Origin of the sequence: Rhizobium phaseoli (assembly GCF_010668805.1) — a bacterium.
Taxonomy (GTDB): Bacteria; Pseudomonadota; Alphaproteobacteria; order Rhizobiales; family Rhizobiaceae; genus Rhizobium; species Rhizobium phaseoli_A.
On sequence record NZ_WUFT01000003.1, the window covers coordinates 388,798 to 406,137 of the forward strand.

General features: G+C 61.2%; 16 protein-coding genes and 1 tRNA gene. 10 read left to right on the plus strand and 7 right to left on the minus strand.

Annotation, left to right across the window (positions count from 1 at the left end; genetic code table 11):
- The first annotated feature begins 75 nt into the window (after positions 1-75).
- A complete protein-coding gene (locus tag GR197_RS07000) occupies positions 76-360 on the plus strand; it encodes a hypothetical protein (protein ID WP_164007923.1) in 285 nt (94 codons plus the stop codon).
- A gap of 168 nt (positions 361-528) precedes the next feature.
- Positions 529-816: a hypothetical protein gene (locus tag GR197_RS07005; protein ID WP_097622071.1), complete on the plus strand. Its 288-nt coding sequence runs from the start codon at positions 529-531 to the stop codon at positions 814-816.
- 152 nt (positions 817-968) lie between these two features.
- On the opposite strand, the gene GR197_RS07010 is transcribed toward GR197_RS07005, so the two are convergent.
- Positions 969-1,053, minus strand: a tRNA-Leu gene (locus tag GR197_RS07010).
- A 124-nt stretch (positions 1,054-1,177) separates the two neighbouring features.
- Positions 1,178-2,473 (minus strand): MFS transporter, encoded by a 1,296-nt coding sequence (locus tag GR197_RS07015; RefSeq protein ID WP_164007926.1) that lies wholly within the window; start codon positions 2,471-2,473, stop codon positions 1,178-1,180.
- Between the two features lie 130 nt (positions 2,474-2,603).
- Here GR197_RS07015 and GR197_RS07020 point away from each other — a divergent pair, with 130 nt between their 5' ends.
- Positions 2,604-3,182 carry a TetR/AcrR family transcriptional regulator gene (locus tag GR197_RS07020; RefSeq protein ID WP_164007928.1) on the plus strand — a complete coding sequence of 193 codons (579 nt, stop codon included), beginning with the start codon at positions 2,604-2,606 and terminating at the stop codon, positions 3,180-3,182.
- Positions 3,183-3,269: 87 nt separating this feature from the next.
- Here the strand turns inward: GR197_RS07020 and GR197_RS07025 are convergent, their stop codons facing one another.
- A complete protein-coding gene (locus GR197_RS07025) occupies positions 3,270-4,250 on the minus strand; it encodes an aldo/keto reductase (protein ID WP_164007930.1) in 981 nt (326 codons plus the stop codon).
- Positions 4,251-4,486: 236 nt separating this feature from the next.
- Between GR197_RS07025 and GR197_RS07030 the strand changes: the two genes are divergently transcribed.
- The gene (locus GR197_RS07030) at positions 4,487-6,118 is read left to right on the plus strand and encodes an AMP-binding protein (protein ID WP_164007931.1); all 1,632 of its coding nucleotides are present in this window, start codon (positions 4,487-4,489) and stop codon (positions 6,116-6,118) included.
- Here the strand turns inward: GR197_RS07030 and GR197_RS07035 are convergent.
- The 3 genes from GR197_RS07035 to secA all read right to left on the minus strand — a co-directional run bounded on the left by GR197_RS07035 (position 6,115) and on the right by secA (position 11,706).
- The gene (locus GR197_RS07035; protein WP_164007933.1) at positions 6,115-7,392 is read right to left on the minus strand and encodes a GNAT family N-acetyltransferase; all 1,278 of its coding nucleotides are present in this window, start codon (positions 7,390-7,392) and stop codon (positions 6,115-6,117) included. The two genes, GR197_RS07030 and GR197_RS07035, sit on opposite strands and share 4 nt — an antisense overlap.
- The gene (locus GR197_RS07040; RefSeq protein WP_164007935.1) at positions 7,393-8,808 is read right to left on the minus strand and encodes a lipopolysaccharide biosynthesis protein; all 1,416 of its coding nucleotides are present in this window, start codon (positions 8,806-8,808) and stop codon (positions 7,393-7,395) included.
- 180 nt (positions 8,809-8,988) lie between these two features.
- Positions 8,989-11,706, minus strand: a complete 2,718-nt coding sequence (gene secA, locus GR197_RS07045) for a preprotein translocase subunit SecA (protein ID WP_164007937.1) — start codon at positions 11,704-11,706, stop codon at positions 8,989-8,991.
- A 245-nt stretch (positions 11,707-11,951) separates the two neighbouring features.
- Here secA and GR197_RS07050 point away from each other — a divergent pair, with 245 nt between their 5' ends.
- From GR197_RS07050 to GR197_RS07075, 6 genes are all read left to right on the plus strand, one after another.
- Entirely contained in the window at positions 11,952-12,833 is an 882-nt protein-coding gene (locus GR197_RS07050) for a peptidylprolyl isomerase (protein WP_164007940.1), read from the plus strand.
- Between the two features lie 219 nt (positions 12,834-13,052).
- Positions 13,053-14,294 (plus strand): bifunctional glutamate N-acetyltransferase/amino-acid acetyltransferase ArgJ, encoded by a 1,242-nt coding sequence (gene argJ / locus GR197_RS07055; protein WP_164007991.1) that lies wholly within the window; start codon positions 13,053-13,055, stop codon positions 14,292-14,294.
- Positions 14,275-15,081 (plus strand): GNAT family N-acetyltransferase, encoded by an 807-nt coding sequence (locus tag GR197_RS07060; RefSeq protein ID WP_164007941.1) that lies wholly within the window; start codon positions 14,275-14,277, stop codon positions 15,079-15,081. The genes argJ and GR197_RS07060 overlap by 20 nt, the downstream gene beginning before the upstream one ends.
- Positions 15,078-15,491, plus strand: a complete 414-nt coding sequence (gene mutT / locus GR197_RS07065; RefSeq protein ID WP_097610166.1) for an 8-oxo-dGTP diphosphatase MutT — start codon at positions 15,078-15,080, stop codon at positions 15,489-15,491. The genes GR197_RS07060 and mutT overlap by 4 nt, the downstream gene beginning before the upstream one ends.
- A gap of 228 nt (positions 15,492-15,719) precedes the next feature.
- Positions 15,720-16,037: a hypothetical protein gene (locus tag GR197_RS07070; protein WP_007632761.1), complete on the plus strand. Its 318-nt coding sequence runs from the start codon at positions 15,720-15,722 to the stop codon at positions 16,035-16,037.
- A 71-nt stretch (positions 16,038-16,108) separates the two neighbouring features.
- Complete coding sequence (locus GR197_RS07075; RefSeq protein WP_007632762.1) at positions 16,109-16,276, plus strand: Flp family type IVb pilin; 168 nt, start codon at positions 16,109-16,111, stop codon at positions 16,274-16,276.
- 15 nt (positions 16,277-16,291) lie between these two features.
- Here GR197_RS07075 and GR197_RS07080 read toward each other — a convergent pair whose 3' ends face one another.
- Complete coding sequence (locus GR197_RS07080) at positions 16,292-17,176, minus strand: methyltransferase domain-containing protein (protein ID WP_164007943.1); 885 nt, start codon at positions 17,174-17,176, stop codon at positions 16,292-16,294.
- Positions 17,177-17,340: the final 164 nt, after the last annotated feature.

Consider the following 17,340-nt stretch of genomic DNA (forward strand, 5'->3'; position numbering starts at 1 on the left):
GGGTCGGGCCTCCAAAGATGTTGGAACCACTTGTCGCTTGTCTCGTTGCTCTTTCATCCAGAAAGGAGAAACGACATGCGGAAGATCATCCTTAACTGTACTGTGGCGGCCCTTGCCGCCTGTTCGTTTGCAGCGCCTGTTCTCGCCGACAGCGTTTATGTCAGGGAACGCTCCTATGACGACGGCTATCGTCATGAGCGGGTAAGACCCGGCATCACCATCAGCGAACGTGGCGTCACTTTCGGTGCGGTGCGCGAACGTGAGCACCGCCGCTATCGCGACAATGGCTGCGAAACCAGAAGCGTCACCCGCCAGACCGACGAAGGTGAAGTCACCAAGACGGTCCGGCGTTGCGATTGACCAGAAATACCCGACGACGGCAAAACCCGGTTCCAATGAGCCGGGTTTCCGCCTTTCGTGGCCCGAATATCTCAATGCAGTGGTGAAACTCGTCCGTCGGTGTTATGAGCACGCCTTTGGTACAAGCGCATTCCCAGCGCAAACAACACCTGCACAGGATCTTTTAGTATGATTGAGCTTACGCCGTCCCAGATTGCCGCACTGAAACTCGCCAGGGATGGAGACCTTTACCCTCAGCCAGCCAATAAATGGACGCATCAGAACGCGACGGTGACCTACGCAAAGACCGACCGTTGGAAAGAGCGCCCGCAGAAAATCAAATCGGTCACCGCCAAGACGCTGGGTGAGTTGAAGGAGCCTGGTTTTCTCGAGCGGCGCCACCTCGATGACGATGTCTCGAAAGACGTCTACGGCATCACAATGGCCGGCAAGATGTGGCTGTTGAAGAACAAGTAGTTTCACTTGGATGCGAATTCGTTGCGTGCTCCCGCGTCAGTTTATTGATGCGGAGGTACGACACAATCGTATTCGGGATAAACTATCGAACCAGTCCGCCTTCGTTCCTGACGGAACTGCGGCGCGACAGCCGAAGCTCACAGAGCGTAGGCTGGTGCCCCATGCCGGAGTCGAACCAGCACTTCTTTCGAAACTCGATTTTGAGTCGAGCGCGTCTACCAATTCCGCCAATGGGGCAACGGATACGACCGGGCGGCTGTCTAACATGTGAGCGCCCGGACGCGCAAGACGGGCAAGTGAAGTTATCCAACTGATCCGGTAGAGAGATCCGGCCTCGTTTCGAGGCCGGAGGCTTTTGATATTAATGAGCGGCCGCAGTTGCCGGAGCGGTCAGGCCGGACTTCTTCAGCGTGATCGCCAGGATCGACGCCAACAGGCAGAAGGCGCCGGCGATGAAGAAGGCGGGCAGGTAGCTCGAAAGCTCCGTGCGCGAGAGGCCGGCGCCATAGGCGGCGGTGGCGGCTCCCAGCTGATGGCCGGCAAAGACCCAGCCGAAGACGAGGCCGGCCTTTTCACGGCCGAAGCGGTCGGCGGCGATCTTGACGGTCGGCGGCACGGTGGCAATCCAGTCGAGGCCGTAGAAGACGGCGAAGATGGAAAGGCCGTAAAAGCTGAAATCGCTGAACGGCAGGTAGAGCAGCGACAGGCCGCGGAAGCCGTAATAAAAGAACAGCAGCCAGCGATTGTCGAAGCGGTCGGACAGCCAGCCGGAGCCGATGGTGCCGAAGAAATCGAAGATGCCCATGACGGCGAGCACACTGGCGGCGGCCACCGGCACGATGCCGAAATCGCCGCAGAGGGTGACGAAATGGGTCTGGATCAGGCCATTGGTGCTGAGGCCGCAGATGAAAAAGGTGGCAAACAGGATCCAGAAAGTCGACGTCTTGGAGATTTCCCTGAGCACGGTGATCGGCGTCATCAGCGCGACGCCGAGAGAGGTGCTGGGCGGCGGCGGCGTGACCTGGGTTTCTCCGAGGGCGGGCAAGTTGAGGTCGGCCGGCCGGTCACGCATGAAGGCAAGCACGGCAAGAGCTGCGACCATGATCATGGCGCAGACGAAAAACACCGTCGAGCGCCAGCCGTAGCGTTGGGTCAGCTCCGCCATCAGCGGCAGAAAGACGAGCTGGCCGGTGGCCGAGCTGGCCGAAAGCATGCCGACGACGAGGCCGCGATGCTTGGTGAACCAGCGGGTCGAGATCGTGGCGGCGAGCACCATGGCCGTTAGACCGGTGCCGAAGCCGACGACAATGCCCCAGAGCAGCAGCAACTGCCAAAGGGTCGTCATGAACAGCGAACCGATAAAGCCGGCGCCGATCAGGGCCAAGGCGAAAACGATGACCTTGCGCACGCCGAAATAATTCATGAAGGCGGCGGCGAACGGGCCCATGAAGCCGAAAAGGATCAGGCGGATGGCAAGGGCTGAGGAAATCTGCGAGGTCTCCCAGCCAAACTCGTCCTGCAGCGGCTTGATGAGAACGCCAGGTGCGCCCATGGCGCCTGCGGTGACCAGCATGGTGAGGAAGGTTGCGGCAGCGACGACCCAGCCGTAGTGGATGTTACGCCGGGCAAGGGTGGAGGCGAGGGCTGTGGAAACCATGGGCGAGATTCCGTTCGAAATTCAGCTTCGGGAAAATGCAAGATCGATTTACATGATGGCCATCATATTTGTTGCCTATTGATGATGGACGTCATATATTTTGTCAAGCGACTATTTCTGGAGATGAAAAATGCGGGTGAGCCGCGAGAAGTTTGCCGAAAACCGAGAGAAAATCCTGGGCGTTGCCGGCGTGCTCTTCCGCGAGAACGGTTTCGACGGTGTTGGCGTCGCCGACATCATGAAGGCGGCGGGGCTGACGCATGGCGGTTTCTACGGTCATTTCGCTTCGAAGGACGACCTGGCGCTGGAGGTCAGCCGTAAGCTGATCGACAAGGTCGAAACGCGCTGGAAGGAGCATATCGCCGGTTCTCCGGATCGGCCGCTGGAATCGCTTCTCGACCATTATATCCACTGGCGCACGGTCGACGATCCAGGCGGCAGCTGCGTCTTCGCGACACTGATCCAGGAGGTGAGCCGCAGCCGCGGTGCTGTCCGCGCCGTCTTCAGCGACGGGCTGTCGGTGCTGGTCGACACACTCGCCGATATCGTTCCCGGCGAGAGCGAAGAAGAACGCCGTGCCAATGCCGCGACGACGCTCTCATCGATGATGGGCGCCGTCATTCTGGCCCGCGCCGTCGAGGACCGGGCGCTTGCCGAGCAGTTTCTGGTGACGATGCGCCGGCAGCTCGATCCCAGCAGTCGGATATAATTTCAGGAAGGTGATGGTTTCGATTTCCCCTCCGCGCAAACGGAAGGGGATCTGCCTTGATAGCTGAGGCTGAAAACCCGCCGGCGGCTATTTGAAGCCGGCGACGGCGTGCGGGATGTAGGGTGCTTCCAGTGTGGTGATTTCTTCAGTGGTGAGCTTGACCGAGAGTGCGGCAGCGGCGTCGCTGAGGTGGCCCGGTTTGGAAGCGCCGATGATCGGGGCGGTCACGGCACGCTTCTGCAGGATCCAGGCGGTTGCGACCTGGGCGCGAGAGATGCCGCGGGCCCTGGCGATCTCGGCCACGGCCTCGACGATCTTGCGGTCGGCATCGATCGACTGGGTGTAGAGCGTCTTGCCGAATTCGTCGGTTTCGCTGCGTGCCGTCGCCTCGTCCCAGTCGCGGGTCAGCCGGCCGCGGGCAAGCGGGCTCCAGGGGATGACGGCGATCTTCTGATCTTCGCAGAGCGGCAGCATTTCGCGCTCTTCCTCTCGGTAGAGCAGGTTCAGGTGGTCCTGCATGCTGACGAATTCGCTCCAGCCGTTCAGCCTCGAGACGTAGAGTGCCTTGGCAAATTGCCAGGCATACATGGAGGAGGCGCCGATATAACGCGCCTTGCCCGATTTGACGACGTCGTGCAGCGCTTCCAGCGTTTCCTCGATCGGCGTCGTGTAGTCGAAGCGGTGAATCTGGTAGAGGTCGACATAGTCGGTGCCGAGGCGGCGCAGGCTGTTGTCGATCTCATCGAAGATCGCCTTGCGCGACAGGCCGGCGCCGTTTGGACCCGGCCGCATGCGGTTGAACACCTTGGTCGCCAGCACGATGTCCTCTCGCTTGGCGAAATCTTTTATGGCGCGTCCGACGATCTCTTCCGAGGAGCCGTTGGAATAGGTGTTGGCGGTGTCGAGGAAATTGATGCCGAGGTCGATCGCCTGCTTGATCATCGCCCGGCTTTCTTCTTCCCGCAGGCTCCAGGCATGATTGCCGCGGCCGGGATCGCCGAAGGTCATGCAGCCCAGGCAGATTTTCGAGACTTCCAGACCGGTCTTGCCAAATTTTGCGTATTCCATGAAACGGCTCCGTGATGAATTTGGTGGCTGAATTCGATGTTCCCAGGGGCGACTTTCGATGATCTAGCGCGGAAACCGGCAAAGTCGCAGGGCGGCCGGCGAAGAATCCGTTCTGCCAGGCACACAACAATGCGTGATGGGCTTTGAAGCCAGGCCTGTGATCGCCGCCCGGACCGGCCGCTTGCGCAATTGCAGCACAAGGTGTTAGCTGGTGCAGCATTCACCGGATTTCGCCTATGATACTGCCGTCCCACGATCGCTACGACGATCTCTATCGCGATTTCTCGTGGCGGATTCCCGAAGACTTCAATATCGGCCGCGCCGTCAGCGACGACTGGGCGGTGCGGGCGCCGGAGCGCGTCTGCCTCGAACATTTCAGCCCGGACGGCGATCACCGCACCCTGACCTACCGCGCGCTTGCCGACCGTTCCTCGGCCTTTGCAAATGCGCTGGTTTCGCTTGGCATAAAACGCGGCGATCGCGTCGCGCTGCTCTTGCCGCAATCCTTCGAGACGGTGATCGCGCATGTGGCGATCTACAAAACCGGCGCCATCGCGCTGCCGCTGGCGCTGCTCTTCGGCGTCGAGGCGTTGGAATACCGGCTGAAGGCGGCAGGCGTCGCGGCCGTCGTCACCAATGGCTTCGGTCTCGAGCGCATGCGGCAGATCCGCGATCGGCTGCCGATGCTGAAGCATCTCGTCAGCATCGACGGGGCGAGCGCCGATGCGGCCGCCTTCGGCGAATTGGTCGATGGCCATTCTCCGGTCTTCGATGTCGTCAAGACCGGTCCGGACGATCCGGCGTTGATGATTTTCACCTCGGGAACCACCGGGCCGCCGAAGGGTGCGCTGCATGGCCACCGCGTCCTGCCCGGCCATATTCCCGGGATGCAATTCGCGCATGAGGGTTTTCCAAAAGCGGGCGACAAGGTCTGGACGCCGTCCGACTGGGCCTGGGCCGGCGGGCTGCTCAATGCGCTGTTGCCGAGCCTGCAGCTTGGCGTTCCCGTCGTCTCGTCGCCGGCGCAGAAATTCGATGCCGACATGGCCTACCGGATCATGGCCGAGATGGGGGTGCGCAACGCCTTCATTCCGCCGACGGCATTGAGGCTGATGCGATCCGTTGCCGATCCGCGCTCGAAATACGATCTGGTTCTGCGCACCATCGGCTCGGCCGGGGAGGCGCTCGGCCGCGAGACCTATGAATGGGCGCAGCGCACGCTTGGCATCACCGTCAACGAATTCTACGGCCAGACGGAGTGCAATTTCGTGCTTGCTTCGAGCGCTGCCCATGGCGTCACCAAGGCGGGCGCCATCGGACGGGCGGTGCCTGGGCATCGCGTTGCGATCGTCAGTGAAGCGGGTGACGCGCTGCCAGTCGGCGAACCCGGTCAAATCGCCATCGCCAGTCCCGATCCCGTGATGTTCCTCGGCTATTGGGACGATGCGGCGGCGACGGCGCGAAAATTCGCCAAAGGCTGGCTGCTCACCGGCGATATCGGCCGGCAGGACGCGGACGGTTACATTACCTTCGAAGGCCGCGACGACGACGTCATCACCTCGTCTGGATATCGCATCGGCCCGGCCGAAATCGAGGATTGCCTGATCGGCCATCCCGCAGTGCAGCTTGCCGCCGCCGTTGGCAAACCCGATGCTGTGCGCACCGAGATCGTCAAGGCCTATATCGTTCTGTCGCCAGGCCATCAGCCAAGCGAGGCGCTGGCCGCCGATATCAGGGAATGGGTGAAGACGCGGCTTTCAATGCATGAATATCCGCGCGAGGTGGAATTCATCGATGCCTTGCCGCTGACGACCACCGGCAAGGTGATCCGCCGGCTGCTGCGCGAAAAGGCGGCGATTGAAGGTTAGCCCCGGCCGGCCAGCGACATGATTTTTTCGCGCAGCATCTTCGCCATGTTGCGGGTGCTGCGGTACATGTGAAGCTGGGCTGAGACCTGGCGCATGTCGCGGTCGCCGTTCTGCGTCAGGCCGATCACCAGAGTTCCCATCTCCTCGCGCTCCTGCCAGAAGCGGCTCATGATCGGATGATCCGAGACGGCGCAGGAATCGGAGCGGACGATATTGGCGTCGTCGAGATGCCATTCGGTGAGCTCGCTCATCAGCAGCTTGCCCGGCGAATAGCGGGCATAGTTCTCGTCATAAGCGGTCTTCCAGGTATAGGCCTCGCCGCCCATCATCAGAACGACGATGGCGGCGATCGCCTTTCCGTTGAGGTCGATCGTGTGAATACGCACGGCGTCGACAGCGGCAAGGTTCGACACCGCCTCGCGGGCGAAGGCCGTATGATAGCGATCGGTGACGAGAGCGCTTCGCCGCTTACCCTTCCAGCCGCCGGCTTCCATCGCCAGGAATTCCTCGAAACGGATGTGGATTTCGCGCGGCTGGCGGGCGACGGCATAAACCGCCGTCCCCTGTTCCTCCAGCAGACGCCATTGGCGGCGCATCTCGCGCATATGCGAGGAAGAGATGGTGCGGCCGAGATAGGCCGGCGCCTCTTCGTCGCTCTGCAGCATCGGCCGCAAGTAGGGATTGGTGACGGTAACGGGGAGATTGCGGCTGAGCGCCACGGCCTTGACCATGCGCACGAAGATGCCGTTCAGCCTGAGATCCGGCAGCACTAGGATACCCGGCAGATTGAGATCGCGCGCGGTCAATCCCTCGAAGAGGTTGTCGAGGGTCTCGGCGGCATCCTCGCTGTCGACCAGCGGCGTGCCAAGCGGGCCGAAGCTGTTCGACCAGCCGCGGATGATCGACGGACCGACGGCAAAGCCCGGCTTGTCGATCGAAAACGGCATCAGAAAGCGCATGCGGCTGCGGCCGGCATGGTGGTCGCGGATCAGGGCGAAGTTTACCTGCCGGTCTTCGAGCCGCGGCATGGCGGGAGCGAGAAAGCGGCCGGAGAAGAAGACGTTCGGTTCCATCGCCCGGTGGGAGAGAAAGTCGAGTTCTTCCTGCAACTCATAGCCGAGCTTGCCCGGATAGATGCAGAGCTCGCGTCCTGGTCGTCCGATCTCGGCGCGCGCCTCGGCCCGCGGCGCTTCGAAATGCAGCGCGGCGAGATCATGCACCATGCGGTTGGCAGCGCTGTCGGTGCTTTCGGTAACGGGAGGAATACGCACCATCTATCGAACTCTCATTTCTGGCGTTGCGGCGGAGGGGCTGGCGAAGGCGAAAAGGACGATGCCGAGCGTGCGGCGCACGGCGAGATGCAGCAGGATTGCCTCGACCGCCATGGCGGAGGCTGTGGCGATCGCTGTGCCTTCGATGCCGTAATGCGGGATCAAAGCAAGGTTGAGGCCGACATTGGCCGTCAGCGCGCCGGCGTAGAGCGCGACGCAGATATTCTGTCTGCCGGCCATCATCAGCAGCGTTTCGGCCGGGCCGACTAACGACTTGGCGAGGATGCCCGCGAGCAGGATCGCCATGACCAGATAACCGGAGGTGAAGGCGCCGCCGAAGAGCGACAGCAGAAGATGTCCGGCGGCAAGCACCACAAGGCCGACACCGAGCGCCGGCCAGAAGGTCCAGCGGGCGGCGTCGATGGCGGCGGTCGCCAGTTGGGCGTGGTCGCCTTCGGCGATAATCGAGGAGAAGCGCGGGCCGGAGGCCGCTTTGACAGAGAAATTGATGAAATGCACCAGTGCCATCGTCTTGGCGGCAGCAAAGTAGATGGCGACGTCGTGCGGCTCGAGGAAAATGCCGACAACGACGACATCGGAATTGGTCAGCAGGAAGCTGACGCCCTCGATCAGGAAAATCGGAAAGGCGACGCTGAACCAGGCGAGGAAATCGATCTTGTGCGGGCCTTTGTCGTAATGCCGGCGAAGGCGATAGAGCGTCGCGGCATACTGGCCAAGCGCGGTGACGAAGGTCGCGGCGAGTGCTGCCTGCATCGCGGTGACGGCCGTATGCTCGGCGCCGCTGGCAATGGCAATCAGCATGAAGGCGATGATGAGAATCGGGCGGATAATATAGACCGGGCTCAGCGCCATCACCGGCCAGTGGTTCGCCCGCGAGGTGCCTTCCAGAATGTCGCCGAGCGCGATCATCGGCATGGCGAGCAGGCCGAGGAAGATCGGGACGAGATAATAGACCTGGATCATATCGCCGAAGAAATGCAGCCCCAGCATGCCGGCGGCGAGCACCACCGTGCCCGAAAGCAGTGCAAATATGCGCGCCGTGCCGGTGAGGCCGCGGATTTCCTCGAAGGCGCCGGCTGCCCTGTATTGCGGCAGGAAGCGGATGATCGCCGTGTGGAAACCAAGGCATGAGAGATCGCCGAAGACGACGACCAGTACCCAGACGAAAACGAAGATGCCGTATTCATATTCGCCCATCAGCCGGGCAAGCACGATCTGGGAGACGAAGGCAAGTGCGGCGCTGAGGATGCGGATCGCAAAGGCCGTCAGCGCCATGCGCTGAGCGGCCGCCTTCTCACCGCGTTCGGTGAGCACGGCTGCAAGCATTCGCAACGCGCGGCCGCCGATCGGGCGCAGGCCCGCGGGCAGCATCTTTTCCGCTGTTTCTATGACCGCCATGATGAACACGCAAAACTCTGAAAGTCAGGCAAATCGTCCCGAAGTCTTGACAGAACAGGGTTAAGAAACGGTTCCGGATCGGGCTTGCTGCCCGATGCTGTCATTCCGGTTTTCCGACGCTGCCGCAGAAAAGAAAATGCCGCCCGAAGGCGGCATTTATTTCAGTCTTTGCGGCTTGTCTCAGACCTGCTCGAAGGCGCCGTGGCAATGCTTGTATTTCTTGCCGGAGCCGCAGGGGCAGGTCTCGTTGCGGCCGACTTTGCCCCAGGTGGCCGGGTCGTCGGGATTGCGGTTCTCAGGCGAAACGATGACTTCCGATGCCTGGTAGATCGCCGGGGCGAAATCGTCCTCGCCGGTCGTCGGATCGAGGTGGTGAGCCTGCATCAACGGCGGTTCGGGCTCGACAGGGGCCTGCTGCACCAGCTCAACGCGCATCAGCTGGGCGGTCACCGCCTCGCGCAGATTGTTCAGCAGCGCGGTGAACAGCTCGAAGGCTTCCGACTTGTATTCCTGCAGCGGATCGCGCTGGGCATAGCCGCGGAAGCCGATGACGGAACGCAGATGGTCGAGATTGACGATGTGCTCGCGCCAGAGATGATCGAGCGTCTGCATGACCACCGAGCGTTCGACATAATGCATGATGTCGTCGCCGAAACGCTCGGCCTTTTCCGTGAAAGCGGCGTTGGTGGCTTCCGTCAGGCGCTCGCGGATATCGTCTTCGCCAATGCCCTCTTCTTTCACCCAGTCCTCGATTGGCAGGTCGAGATTGAGGATGTTCAGAGCACCGGTCTTCAGGCCGGCAGCATCCCATTGTTCGGCATAAGCGCGCTCGGGAATGTGCTTTTCGACCAGATCCTCGATCACCTCACGGCGCATGTCGGAAACGGTTTCGGAAATATTGGTCGATTCCATCAGTTCGAGGCGCTGCTCGAAGATCACCTTGCGCTGATCGTTGAGAACGTCGTCGTACTTCAACAGGTTCTTGCGGATATCGAAGTTGCGGGCTTCGACCTTCTTCTGGGCGCGCTCCAGGGCCTTGTTGATCCACGGATGGACGATCGCCTCGCCCTCCTTGAGGCCGAGCTTCGTCAGCATGCTGTCCATGCGGTCGGAGCCGAAGATGCGCATCAGGTCGTCCTGAAGCGAGAGGTAGAATTTTGAGCGGCCGGGGTCGCCCTGACGGCCGGAGCGGCCGCGCAGCTGGTTGTCGATGCGGCGGCTTTCATGGCGTTCGGTGGCGATGACGTAGAGACCGCCTGCGGCGAGCGCCTTCTGCTTGAGTTCCTTGATTTCCTCGACGATTGCCTGGACCCGGGCGTCACGCTCCGGACCGGCTTCGACTTCGCCGAGTTCGCGCTCGATGCGCATGTCGAGGTTGCCGCCGAGCTGAATGTCGGTGCCGCGGCCGGCCATATTGGTGGCGATCGTGATGGCACCCGGCACGCCGGCCTGGGCGACGATATAGGCTTCCTGCTCGTGATAGCGGGCGTTCAGCACTTTGAAGTCGTCGAAGCCCTGATTGCGCAGGCGCTCGGCGAGCAGTTCGGATTTTTCGATCGAGGTGGTGCCGACCAGCACCGGCTGGCCGCGCTTGTGGGCATCGAGGATTTCCTCGATGATCGCCTTGAACTTCTCGTCGAAGGTCCGGTAAACCTCGTCGTCTTCGTCGAGGCGCTTGATCGGCAGGTTGGTCGGAACCTCGATGACATCGAGATTATAGATGTTGGCGAATTCTTCCGCTTCCGTCTGCGCCGTACCGGTCATGCCGGCAAGCTTGGCGTACATGCGGAAATAGTTCTGGAAGGTGATCGAGGCCAGCGTCTGGTTTTCCGGCTGGATCTGCACCCTTTCCTTGGCTTCGAGCGCCTGGTGCTGACCTTCCGAATAACGGCGGCCCGGCATCATGCGGCCGGTGAACTCGTCGATGATGACAACTTCGTCGTTGCGGACGATATAGTCCTTATCGCGCTGGAACAGCTTGTGGGCCTTCAGCGCGTTGTTGACGTGGTGGACGATCGCGACGTTCTCGATGTCGTAGAGTGCGTTGCCCTTCAAGAGACCGGCCTGACGAAGCAGGTTTTCCAGCTTCTCGGTACCCTCTTCGGAGAAGTTGGCCGAGCGCTGCTTCTCGTCGATCTCGTAATCGCTGGGCACCAGCATCGGAATGTAGGCGTCGATCGTATTATAGAGTTCGGAGCGGTCGTCGAGCGGACCGGAGATGATCAGCGGCGTGCGCGCCTCGTCGACGAGGATCGAGTCCACTTCGTCGACGATCGCGAAGTTGTGGCCGCGCTGGACCATCTGGTTCTTCTCGTACTTCATGTTATCGCGCAGATAATCGAAGCCGAGTTCGTTGTTGGTGGCGTATGTGATGTCGCAGGCATAGGCCGCATGGCGTTCCTCGTCGGAGAGGCCATGGACGATGACGCCGGTGGTCATGCCGAGGAAGCTGTAGACGCGGCCCATGGTCGCGGCATCGCGTTGGGCGAGGTAATCGTTGACGGTGACGACGTGCACGCCCTTGCCGGAAAGCGCGTTCAGATAGACCGGCAGGGTGGCGACAAGGGTCTTGCCTTCGCCGGTCTTCATTTCGGCGATCGCATTGGAATGCAGGATCATGCCGCCGACCAGCTGTACGTCAAAAGGCCGCAGGCCGAGAACGCGGCGCGAGGCTTCGCGCACGACGGCAAAGGCCGGGATCAGAATGTCGTCGAGCGTCTTACCCTCGGCAAGCAGCGCACGAAACTCCACGGTCTTTGCCGCGAGCTGCTCGTCCGTCAGGGCCTTGGTCTTCTCTTCAATAGAGTTGATGGCAGTGACGTTCGGCTGGAAAGACCGCACACGGCGGTCATTGGAAGATCCAAACAACTTGCGGGCTAGACCGCCAAAGCTGACCATATGACTGGTCCTTTCTCAAATATTCATCCCCGACGTTTGTTGTTCGCGGCCCAGCCGAAAATCAGGCGCGCGGCTAAAACGCCCGGAAACTGTTCTGGACGCGAGGTTGCGTGACAGATAAGAGGGGGGTCGAATGATGTCAACGGATTTGGCGGATACAGAAAGGCCACAATCCGGTGTTGATGGCTATTTTGGGCCGATTCAGGCGATGCTGAAACCGGCGATGTAACTGTGAAGGGTATTTCATGTTGAGCACCTACAAACTTGCCGTACTGGCGTTTGCAACTTTCGTTGCGCTCCAGGCCCCGGCCTATGCCGATGACGCCGTCATCGCCAAGGTCGGCACGCTGGAGATTCACCAGTCGGAACTCGACCTCGCCGTCGCCAATCTCGACCCGCAGCTGGCGCAGCTTCCCGATGACCAGAAGAAGGTCGCAGCCCTTTCGGCCGCCATCGACGTGAAGCTGCTCGCTGCCGACGCTGCGGCCGAAAAGCTCGATCAGACCGACGAATTCAAGAAGCGCATGCAGTATCTCACCGACCGCGAGCTGCACAATGCCTACTTCAAGAAGCATGTCGTCGACATCGTAACGCCTGAAGAAGTTAAGGCTCGCTACGACAAGGAAGTCGCTGCCCTGCCGAAGCAGGAGGAAGTCCACGCCCGTCATATCCTCGTCAAGACCGAGGACGAAGCCAAGGACATCATCAAGCAGCTCGACGCCGGCAAGGATTTCGCCGAACTCGCCAAGGAAAAGTCCACCGATCCGAACAAATCGGAAGGCGGCGATCTCGGCTATTTCTCGCGCGGCCGCATGGTCAAGGAATTCGAGGACGCGGCCTTCGCGATGGAGAAGGGCACCTATTCCAAGACGCCCGTCAAAACCGATTTCGGCTATCACGTCATCAAGGTCGAGGATAAGCGCGACGCCGCACCGCCGCCCTTCGAGCAGGTGCAGGATCAGGTTCGTCAGCTCGTCATGCGCGACAAGTATCTTGAGCTTCTGAACAAGGCGAAGGCCTCCGCCAAGATCGAAATCACCGACGAGACGCTGCGCAAGGGTTACGATCAGGCCAACAAGCAGCCTGAGCCGGGCAGCGAGCCTGTCGCGCCGGCGCCGAAGCAGTAATATCCGCATCAGGGCCCGGTTTTTCCGGGCCCTTTACTGCATAATTCCTTAAATCGGAATCGATTTAAGGGCAAAATTATGCAGCAATTTTAAAGTGTTACAGCGTCCTTTGCGCGTCTGAAAAGACGCACGGCGCTGTAATATCGTTGTTGTTGTTGCATTTCCGGACGGCGAACCGGTTTCCATTTCGCCTGGAAATGCCCATTGGCAGGTTTCATCATGTCCGGTTCCGTCTCTCCGCTCGCTCCGAAATCCTTCGTCTCGATGCCGCCGCTGCGCGGCGTGCGCATGGCGACGGCTTCCGCCGGCATCAAGTACAAGAACCGCACCGACGTGCTGATGATGGTCTTCGACACGCCGGCGACCGTTGCGGGCGTCTTCACCCGTTCGAAGTGCCCGTCGGCGCCGGTCGATTTCTGCCGGGCCAATCTGCCGCATGGCAGCGCCCGCGCCGTCGTCGTCAATTCCGGCAATGCCAATGCCTTCACCGGCCTGAAGGGTCGGCAAGCGACCGCACTGACGGCGAAGTCGGCTGCCGCTGCGGTCGGCTGCGCTGAAAACGAAGTCTATCTGGCCTCGACCGGCGTCATCGGCGAGCCGCTCGACGCCACCAAATTCTCGGGCGTTCTGGAGCGGATGCAGGGCGAGGCGACCAGCGATTTCTGGTTCGAGGCCGCCAAGGCGATCATGACGACCGACACCTATCCAAAAGTTTCGACCCGCAGCGCCGAGATTGGCGGCGTCGTCGTGACGATCAACGGCATTGCCAAGGGCGCCGGCATGATCGCGCCCGATATGGCGACGATGCTTTCGTTCGTCGTCACCGATGCCGACATCGCGCCCGAGGCGTTGCAAGTGCTTCTATCCGATGGCGTCGGCCCGACCTTCAATTCCATGACAGTCGACAGCGACACCTCCACCTCCGATACGCTGATGCTGTTTGCGACCGGTGCTGCGGCCAAGGACGGCCAGGCCCGTATCGAAAGCGCCGGCGACCCGCGCCTTGCGGCCTTCCGTGCCGCCCTCAACGACGTGCTGAAAGATCTTTCGCTACAGGTGGTGCGGGACGGCGAGGGCGCCACCAAGATGCTCGAAATCACCGTGACGGGCGCCGAGAGCGATGCCGCGGCCAAGCGCATCGGACTGTCGATCGCCAATTCGCCGCTGGTCAAGACGGCGGCCGCCGGCGAAGACGCCAATTGGGGCCGCATCGTCATGGCGGTCGGCAAATCGGGCGAGATGGCCGACCGCGACCGGCTCGCCATCTGGTTCGGCGACATCAGGGTCGCCGTCAATGGCGAGCGCGATCCCGATTATTCCGAGGAGGCTGCCTCGAATGTCATGAAGGCGCAGGATATCCCCGTCAAAGTGGACATTGGACTCGGCACTGGTTCGGCAACCGTCTGGACCTGCGACCTCACCAAGGAATATGTTGCGATCAATGGCGACTATCGGAGCTGATCGTTCTTTGGTGCAGGCATCCATCTCTTCTCACAATCTGCCGCTGGTGCGCAGGCTGGAGGCCGTGGGCTTCCGGGCCTGGCCGGCAGCGTCCGTGCAATATGACGGCAGCTGGCAGGTGCGGCTGACGGCCGGCCATCCGTCCAACCGGCTGAATTCGATCGTGCCGCTCGATCCCTCGGATCATCGCGACGTCGAAATCCGCCTGGAAAAGGCGAGCCGGAAGTTCGAGGCCTATGGCCGCGCCGCGGTCATCCGCCAGACGCCGCTTGCTTCGCCGGTGCTGATCGAGCTTCTGCGTGCGCAGAGCTGGACGCGGTTCGACGAGACGGTGGTGATGACCTGCGACCTGGCCGAGGCCGCGCTGCCGGATACGCTCGATCACCTGCCGACCCATGATATCGGCCGGTTCGTCGATGCCAACCTCGCCGTCGACCAGGCGCCACTGAGCTTGAAGCCGGCGCTTGCCGAAATCATTTCGGCGATCAAGCCGCCGTCCGGCCTGTTCATGATCGAGAATGCGGCCGACGGACCGCTGGCGACCGTGCTCTGCGTCCAGGATAACGACCTTGCCGGCATCATGTCGCTTTCGGTCTCCGAAACGCGGCGGCGCGAGGGACTGGGCACCGAGATCCTGACCTCGGCGCTGCGCTGGGCGCGCATGCGCAGCGCCCGTTCGGCGTGGCTGCAGGTGAAACTCTCCAACCGTCCGGCCATCGCGCTCTATGAACGCCTGGGTTTTCGTGACGCCTATCATTATTGCTATTGGCAGCAGGAGCCGCGATGAGCGATGCCGGCCGGAAGATATTACTGGTCGCCGCCTGTGCGCTGATCGATGCCGACGGGCGTATCCTGTTGGCACAGCGCCCCGAGGGAAAGTCGCTTGCCGGGTTGTGGGAGTTTCCCGGTGGCAAGGTCGAGCCCGGCGAGACGCCTGAGGAAACGCTGGTGCGGGAGCTCGAAGAGGAGCTCGGCATCAACACCAAGATCGCCTGCCTGGCGCCGCTGACCTTCGCCAGCCATTCTTACGAGACCTTCCACCTTTTGATGCCGCTTTATATCTGCCGGCGCTATGAGGGTATTCCCCAGGGCCGCGAGGGCCAAGCGCTGAAATGGGTGCGTCCGCAGGCGCTGCGCGATTACCCGATGCCGCCGGCCGACGAGCCGCTCATCCCGATGCTGCAGGATTTACTTTGAAGCGCATCACGCCGATCCGGATTCGGATGACGCGCTTTAGTCTTTGTCTTTTGCATGATGTATCCCCGGAACCGCTGCCAATTTCCCGATAATATGTATTAGCGTTACCTGATTATTATCGCGTCGAGCCATTTTCGGCTGTGGATATTAATGGATCGTTTAACACCTTCTGCCAAAGATCGGCCTCAATCAAGCATCTGGCGTGCGTGTATTAAAAGGCTTGACGTCATGGACGATGATTTCTGGAAAGCTGTCCGGGAAAAGGAACGGGTTTCGTCTGCCTCGCGCAGGACGGGTGCGCTCAATATCGCTCTTCTGTTCGGCACGGCGGTGGTCGCCCTGACGCTTATCCTGACGCCGATGCTTGCGGATTCCTCTAAGAAGAGCGTCTTTGCCAGCGCACCGGTTGAATTCGACACGATGACAACCGGATCGATCCCGAAGAGCGAAAGCGGCAAGCGTTATACGATTCGCCGCAGCGTCCTGCAGGATACGCCCGGTTCGGTCTGCGTCGTCCAGGGCTATGGCGTCGGCGCCGGTTGCTGAAAAATGCCGACCATCGCCCGATGGTCGTGGAATGGTCGTTTTGCAGTCAGTTCGCGCCAGGGGTTGGGGTCATGCGTCTTTTGAAAGCATTTCTTGCAGATAACAGAGGTGCGACGGCCATCGAGTACGGTCTGATCGCCGCGATCATTTGCGGCGCGCTCGTTTCGGGTCTCGGGTTCTTCACCGGCGCCCTTCAGAATGTCTTCAACGTGATCAACAACGGTATGCCCGCGAATTGAAGAAGCAACCGGCTCTTACTGGCTGAGCTTGTGCTCGTCCACTTTCAGCGCATCGGCAAGGCGTGCCTTGGCCGAACCCGGCCTTAGCGGCTTTTGCTGGCTTTCGTGCGGCGCCCATCCCGAGACATAGATGATCGAAAAGGTCGCGCGGATACGCCCGTCGGGATCGGAATAGCGCTCGGCATAGATCTCGGCGGCACGCAGGAAGAAGGCGCGCGTCAGCGGCACTCGGCCGCGGGCAGCAAGCGGATTGCTCATGCCCATCGCTTTCAGATCCCGCATCAGCGGAAATAGCGAATCATATCGGACCGTGTAGTTTTCCGCGTCGATCACCGGCAGCGTGAAGCCGGCGCGCTGCAACAGGCTGCCGACATCGCGCACATCGGCGAAGGGGATGACACGCGGGCTTGCGCCGCCTGTCATCTCGACCTCGGCGGCCAGCAGCACCTCGCGCAGTTCCTGCAGCGTTCCGGCGCCGGGGATAGCCGCCAGGAACAGGCCGTCGGGCTTCAGAGCGCGGCGGATCTGGATGAAGACGCCCGGCGTATCGTTGGTCAGATGCAGGCTGAGCGGAGCAAGGATGAGATTGGCCGATTGCGGCTGGAGCGGCACGTCCTCAAGCGGCGCCTCGATCAAGGTTTCGCCTGGGCTCGCATAGGCCTTCTCGCTCTCGACGCGGATCATCGTGCCGATCTTGCCGGTCGCCAGCGCGGCACGGGCGGCGGCACCAGTCGAGCCATGCAGTTCGACGGCGGTCTCGAAGGTCCGCTCGACAACAGCAAGCCTTTCCGCCATTTCCTCAGCGGCAATGTCGAGCAGGAAGGCGGCTTTCGGGTCGTTATTGGCGAGCGCGCGATGGCGATGTGCGGCGATCAGGGCTCTGTCGAAGATCGATTCCATGACGATGTCCTTAATCCTGTGCCGATGACGCAGCAAGACGATTTTCCTTTCGGGAAGAACGCCAAAGCGCGTCGCGATCTTTCGGATTTGCTCCTTGCGCTTTACCTCTTTGTTTTTACGCATGTCGTTGCGGCAAAAGCTTTTCGCGCTTTGCCCGGCAAAAG

Coding starts and splice junctions, on each gene's coding strand:
- GR197_RS07025 (WP_164007930.1), bottom strand. CDS start 4,250: ATGGAATACGCAAAATTTGGCAAGACCGGTCTGGAAGTCTCGAAAATC.
- GR197_RS07005 (WP_097622071.1), top strand. CDS start 529: ATGATTGAGCTTACGCCGTCCCAGATTGCCGCACTGAAACTCGCCAGG.
- GR197_RS07080 (WP_164007943.1), bottom strand. CDS start 17,176: ATGGAATCGATCTTCGACAGAGCCCTGATCGCCGCACATCGCCATCGC.
- GR197_RS07050 (WP_164007940.1), top strand. CDS start 11,952: ATGTTGAGCACCTACAAACTTGCCGTACTGGCGTTTGCAACTTTCGTT.
- mutT (WP_097610166.1), top strand. CDS start 15,078: ATGAGCGATGCCGGCCGGAAGATATTACTGGTCGCCGCCTGTGCGCTG.
- GR197_RS07035 (WP_164007933.1), bottom strand. CDS start 7,392: ATGGTGCGTATTCCTCCCGTTACCGAAAGCACCGACAGCGCTGCCAAC.
- GR197_RS07040 (WP_164007935.1), bottom strand. CDS start 8,808: ATGGCGGTCATAGAAACAGCGGAAAAGATGCTGCCCGCGGGCCTGCGC.
- GR197_RS07075 (WP_007632762.1), top strand. CDS start 16,109: ATGCGTCTTTTGAAAGCATTTCTTGCAGATAACAGAGGTGCGACGGCC.
- GR197_RS07070 (WP_007632761.1), top strand. CDS start 15,720: ATGGACGATGATTTCTGGAAAGCTGTCCGGGAAAAGGAACGGGTTTCG.
- argJ (WP_164007991.1), top strand. CDS start 13,053: ATGTCCGGTTCCGTCTCTCCGCTCGCTCCGAAATCCTTCGTCTCGATG.
- GR197_RS07015 (WP_164007926.1), bottom strand. CDS start 2,473: ATGGTTTCCACAGCCCTCGCCTCCACCCTTGCCCGGCGTAACATCCAC.
- GR197_RS07000 (WP_164007923.1), top strand. CDS start 76: ATGCGGAAGATCATCCTTAACTGTACTGTGGCGGCCCTTGCCGCCTGT.
- secA (WP_164007937.1), bottom strand. CDS start 11,706: ATGGTCAGCTTTGGCGGTCTAGCCCGCAAGTTGTTTGGATCTTCCAAT.
- GR197_RS07020 (WP_164007928.1), top strand. CDS start 2,604: ATGCGGGTGAGCCGCGAGAAGTTTGCCGAAAACCGAGAGAAAATCCTG.
- GR197_RS07030 (WP_164007931.1), top strand. CDS start 4,487: ATGATACTGCCGTCCCACGATCGCTACGACGATCTCTATCGCGATTTC.
- GR197_RS07060 (WP_164007941.1), top strand. CDS start 14,275: ATGGCGACTATCGGAGCTGATCGTTCTTTGGTGCAGGCATCCATCTCT.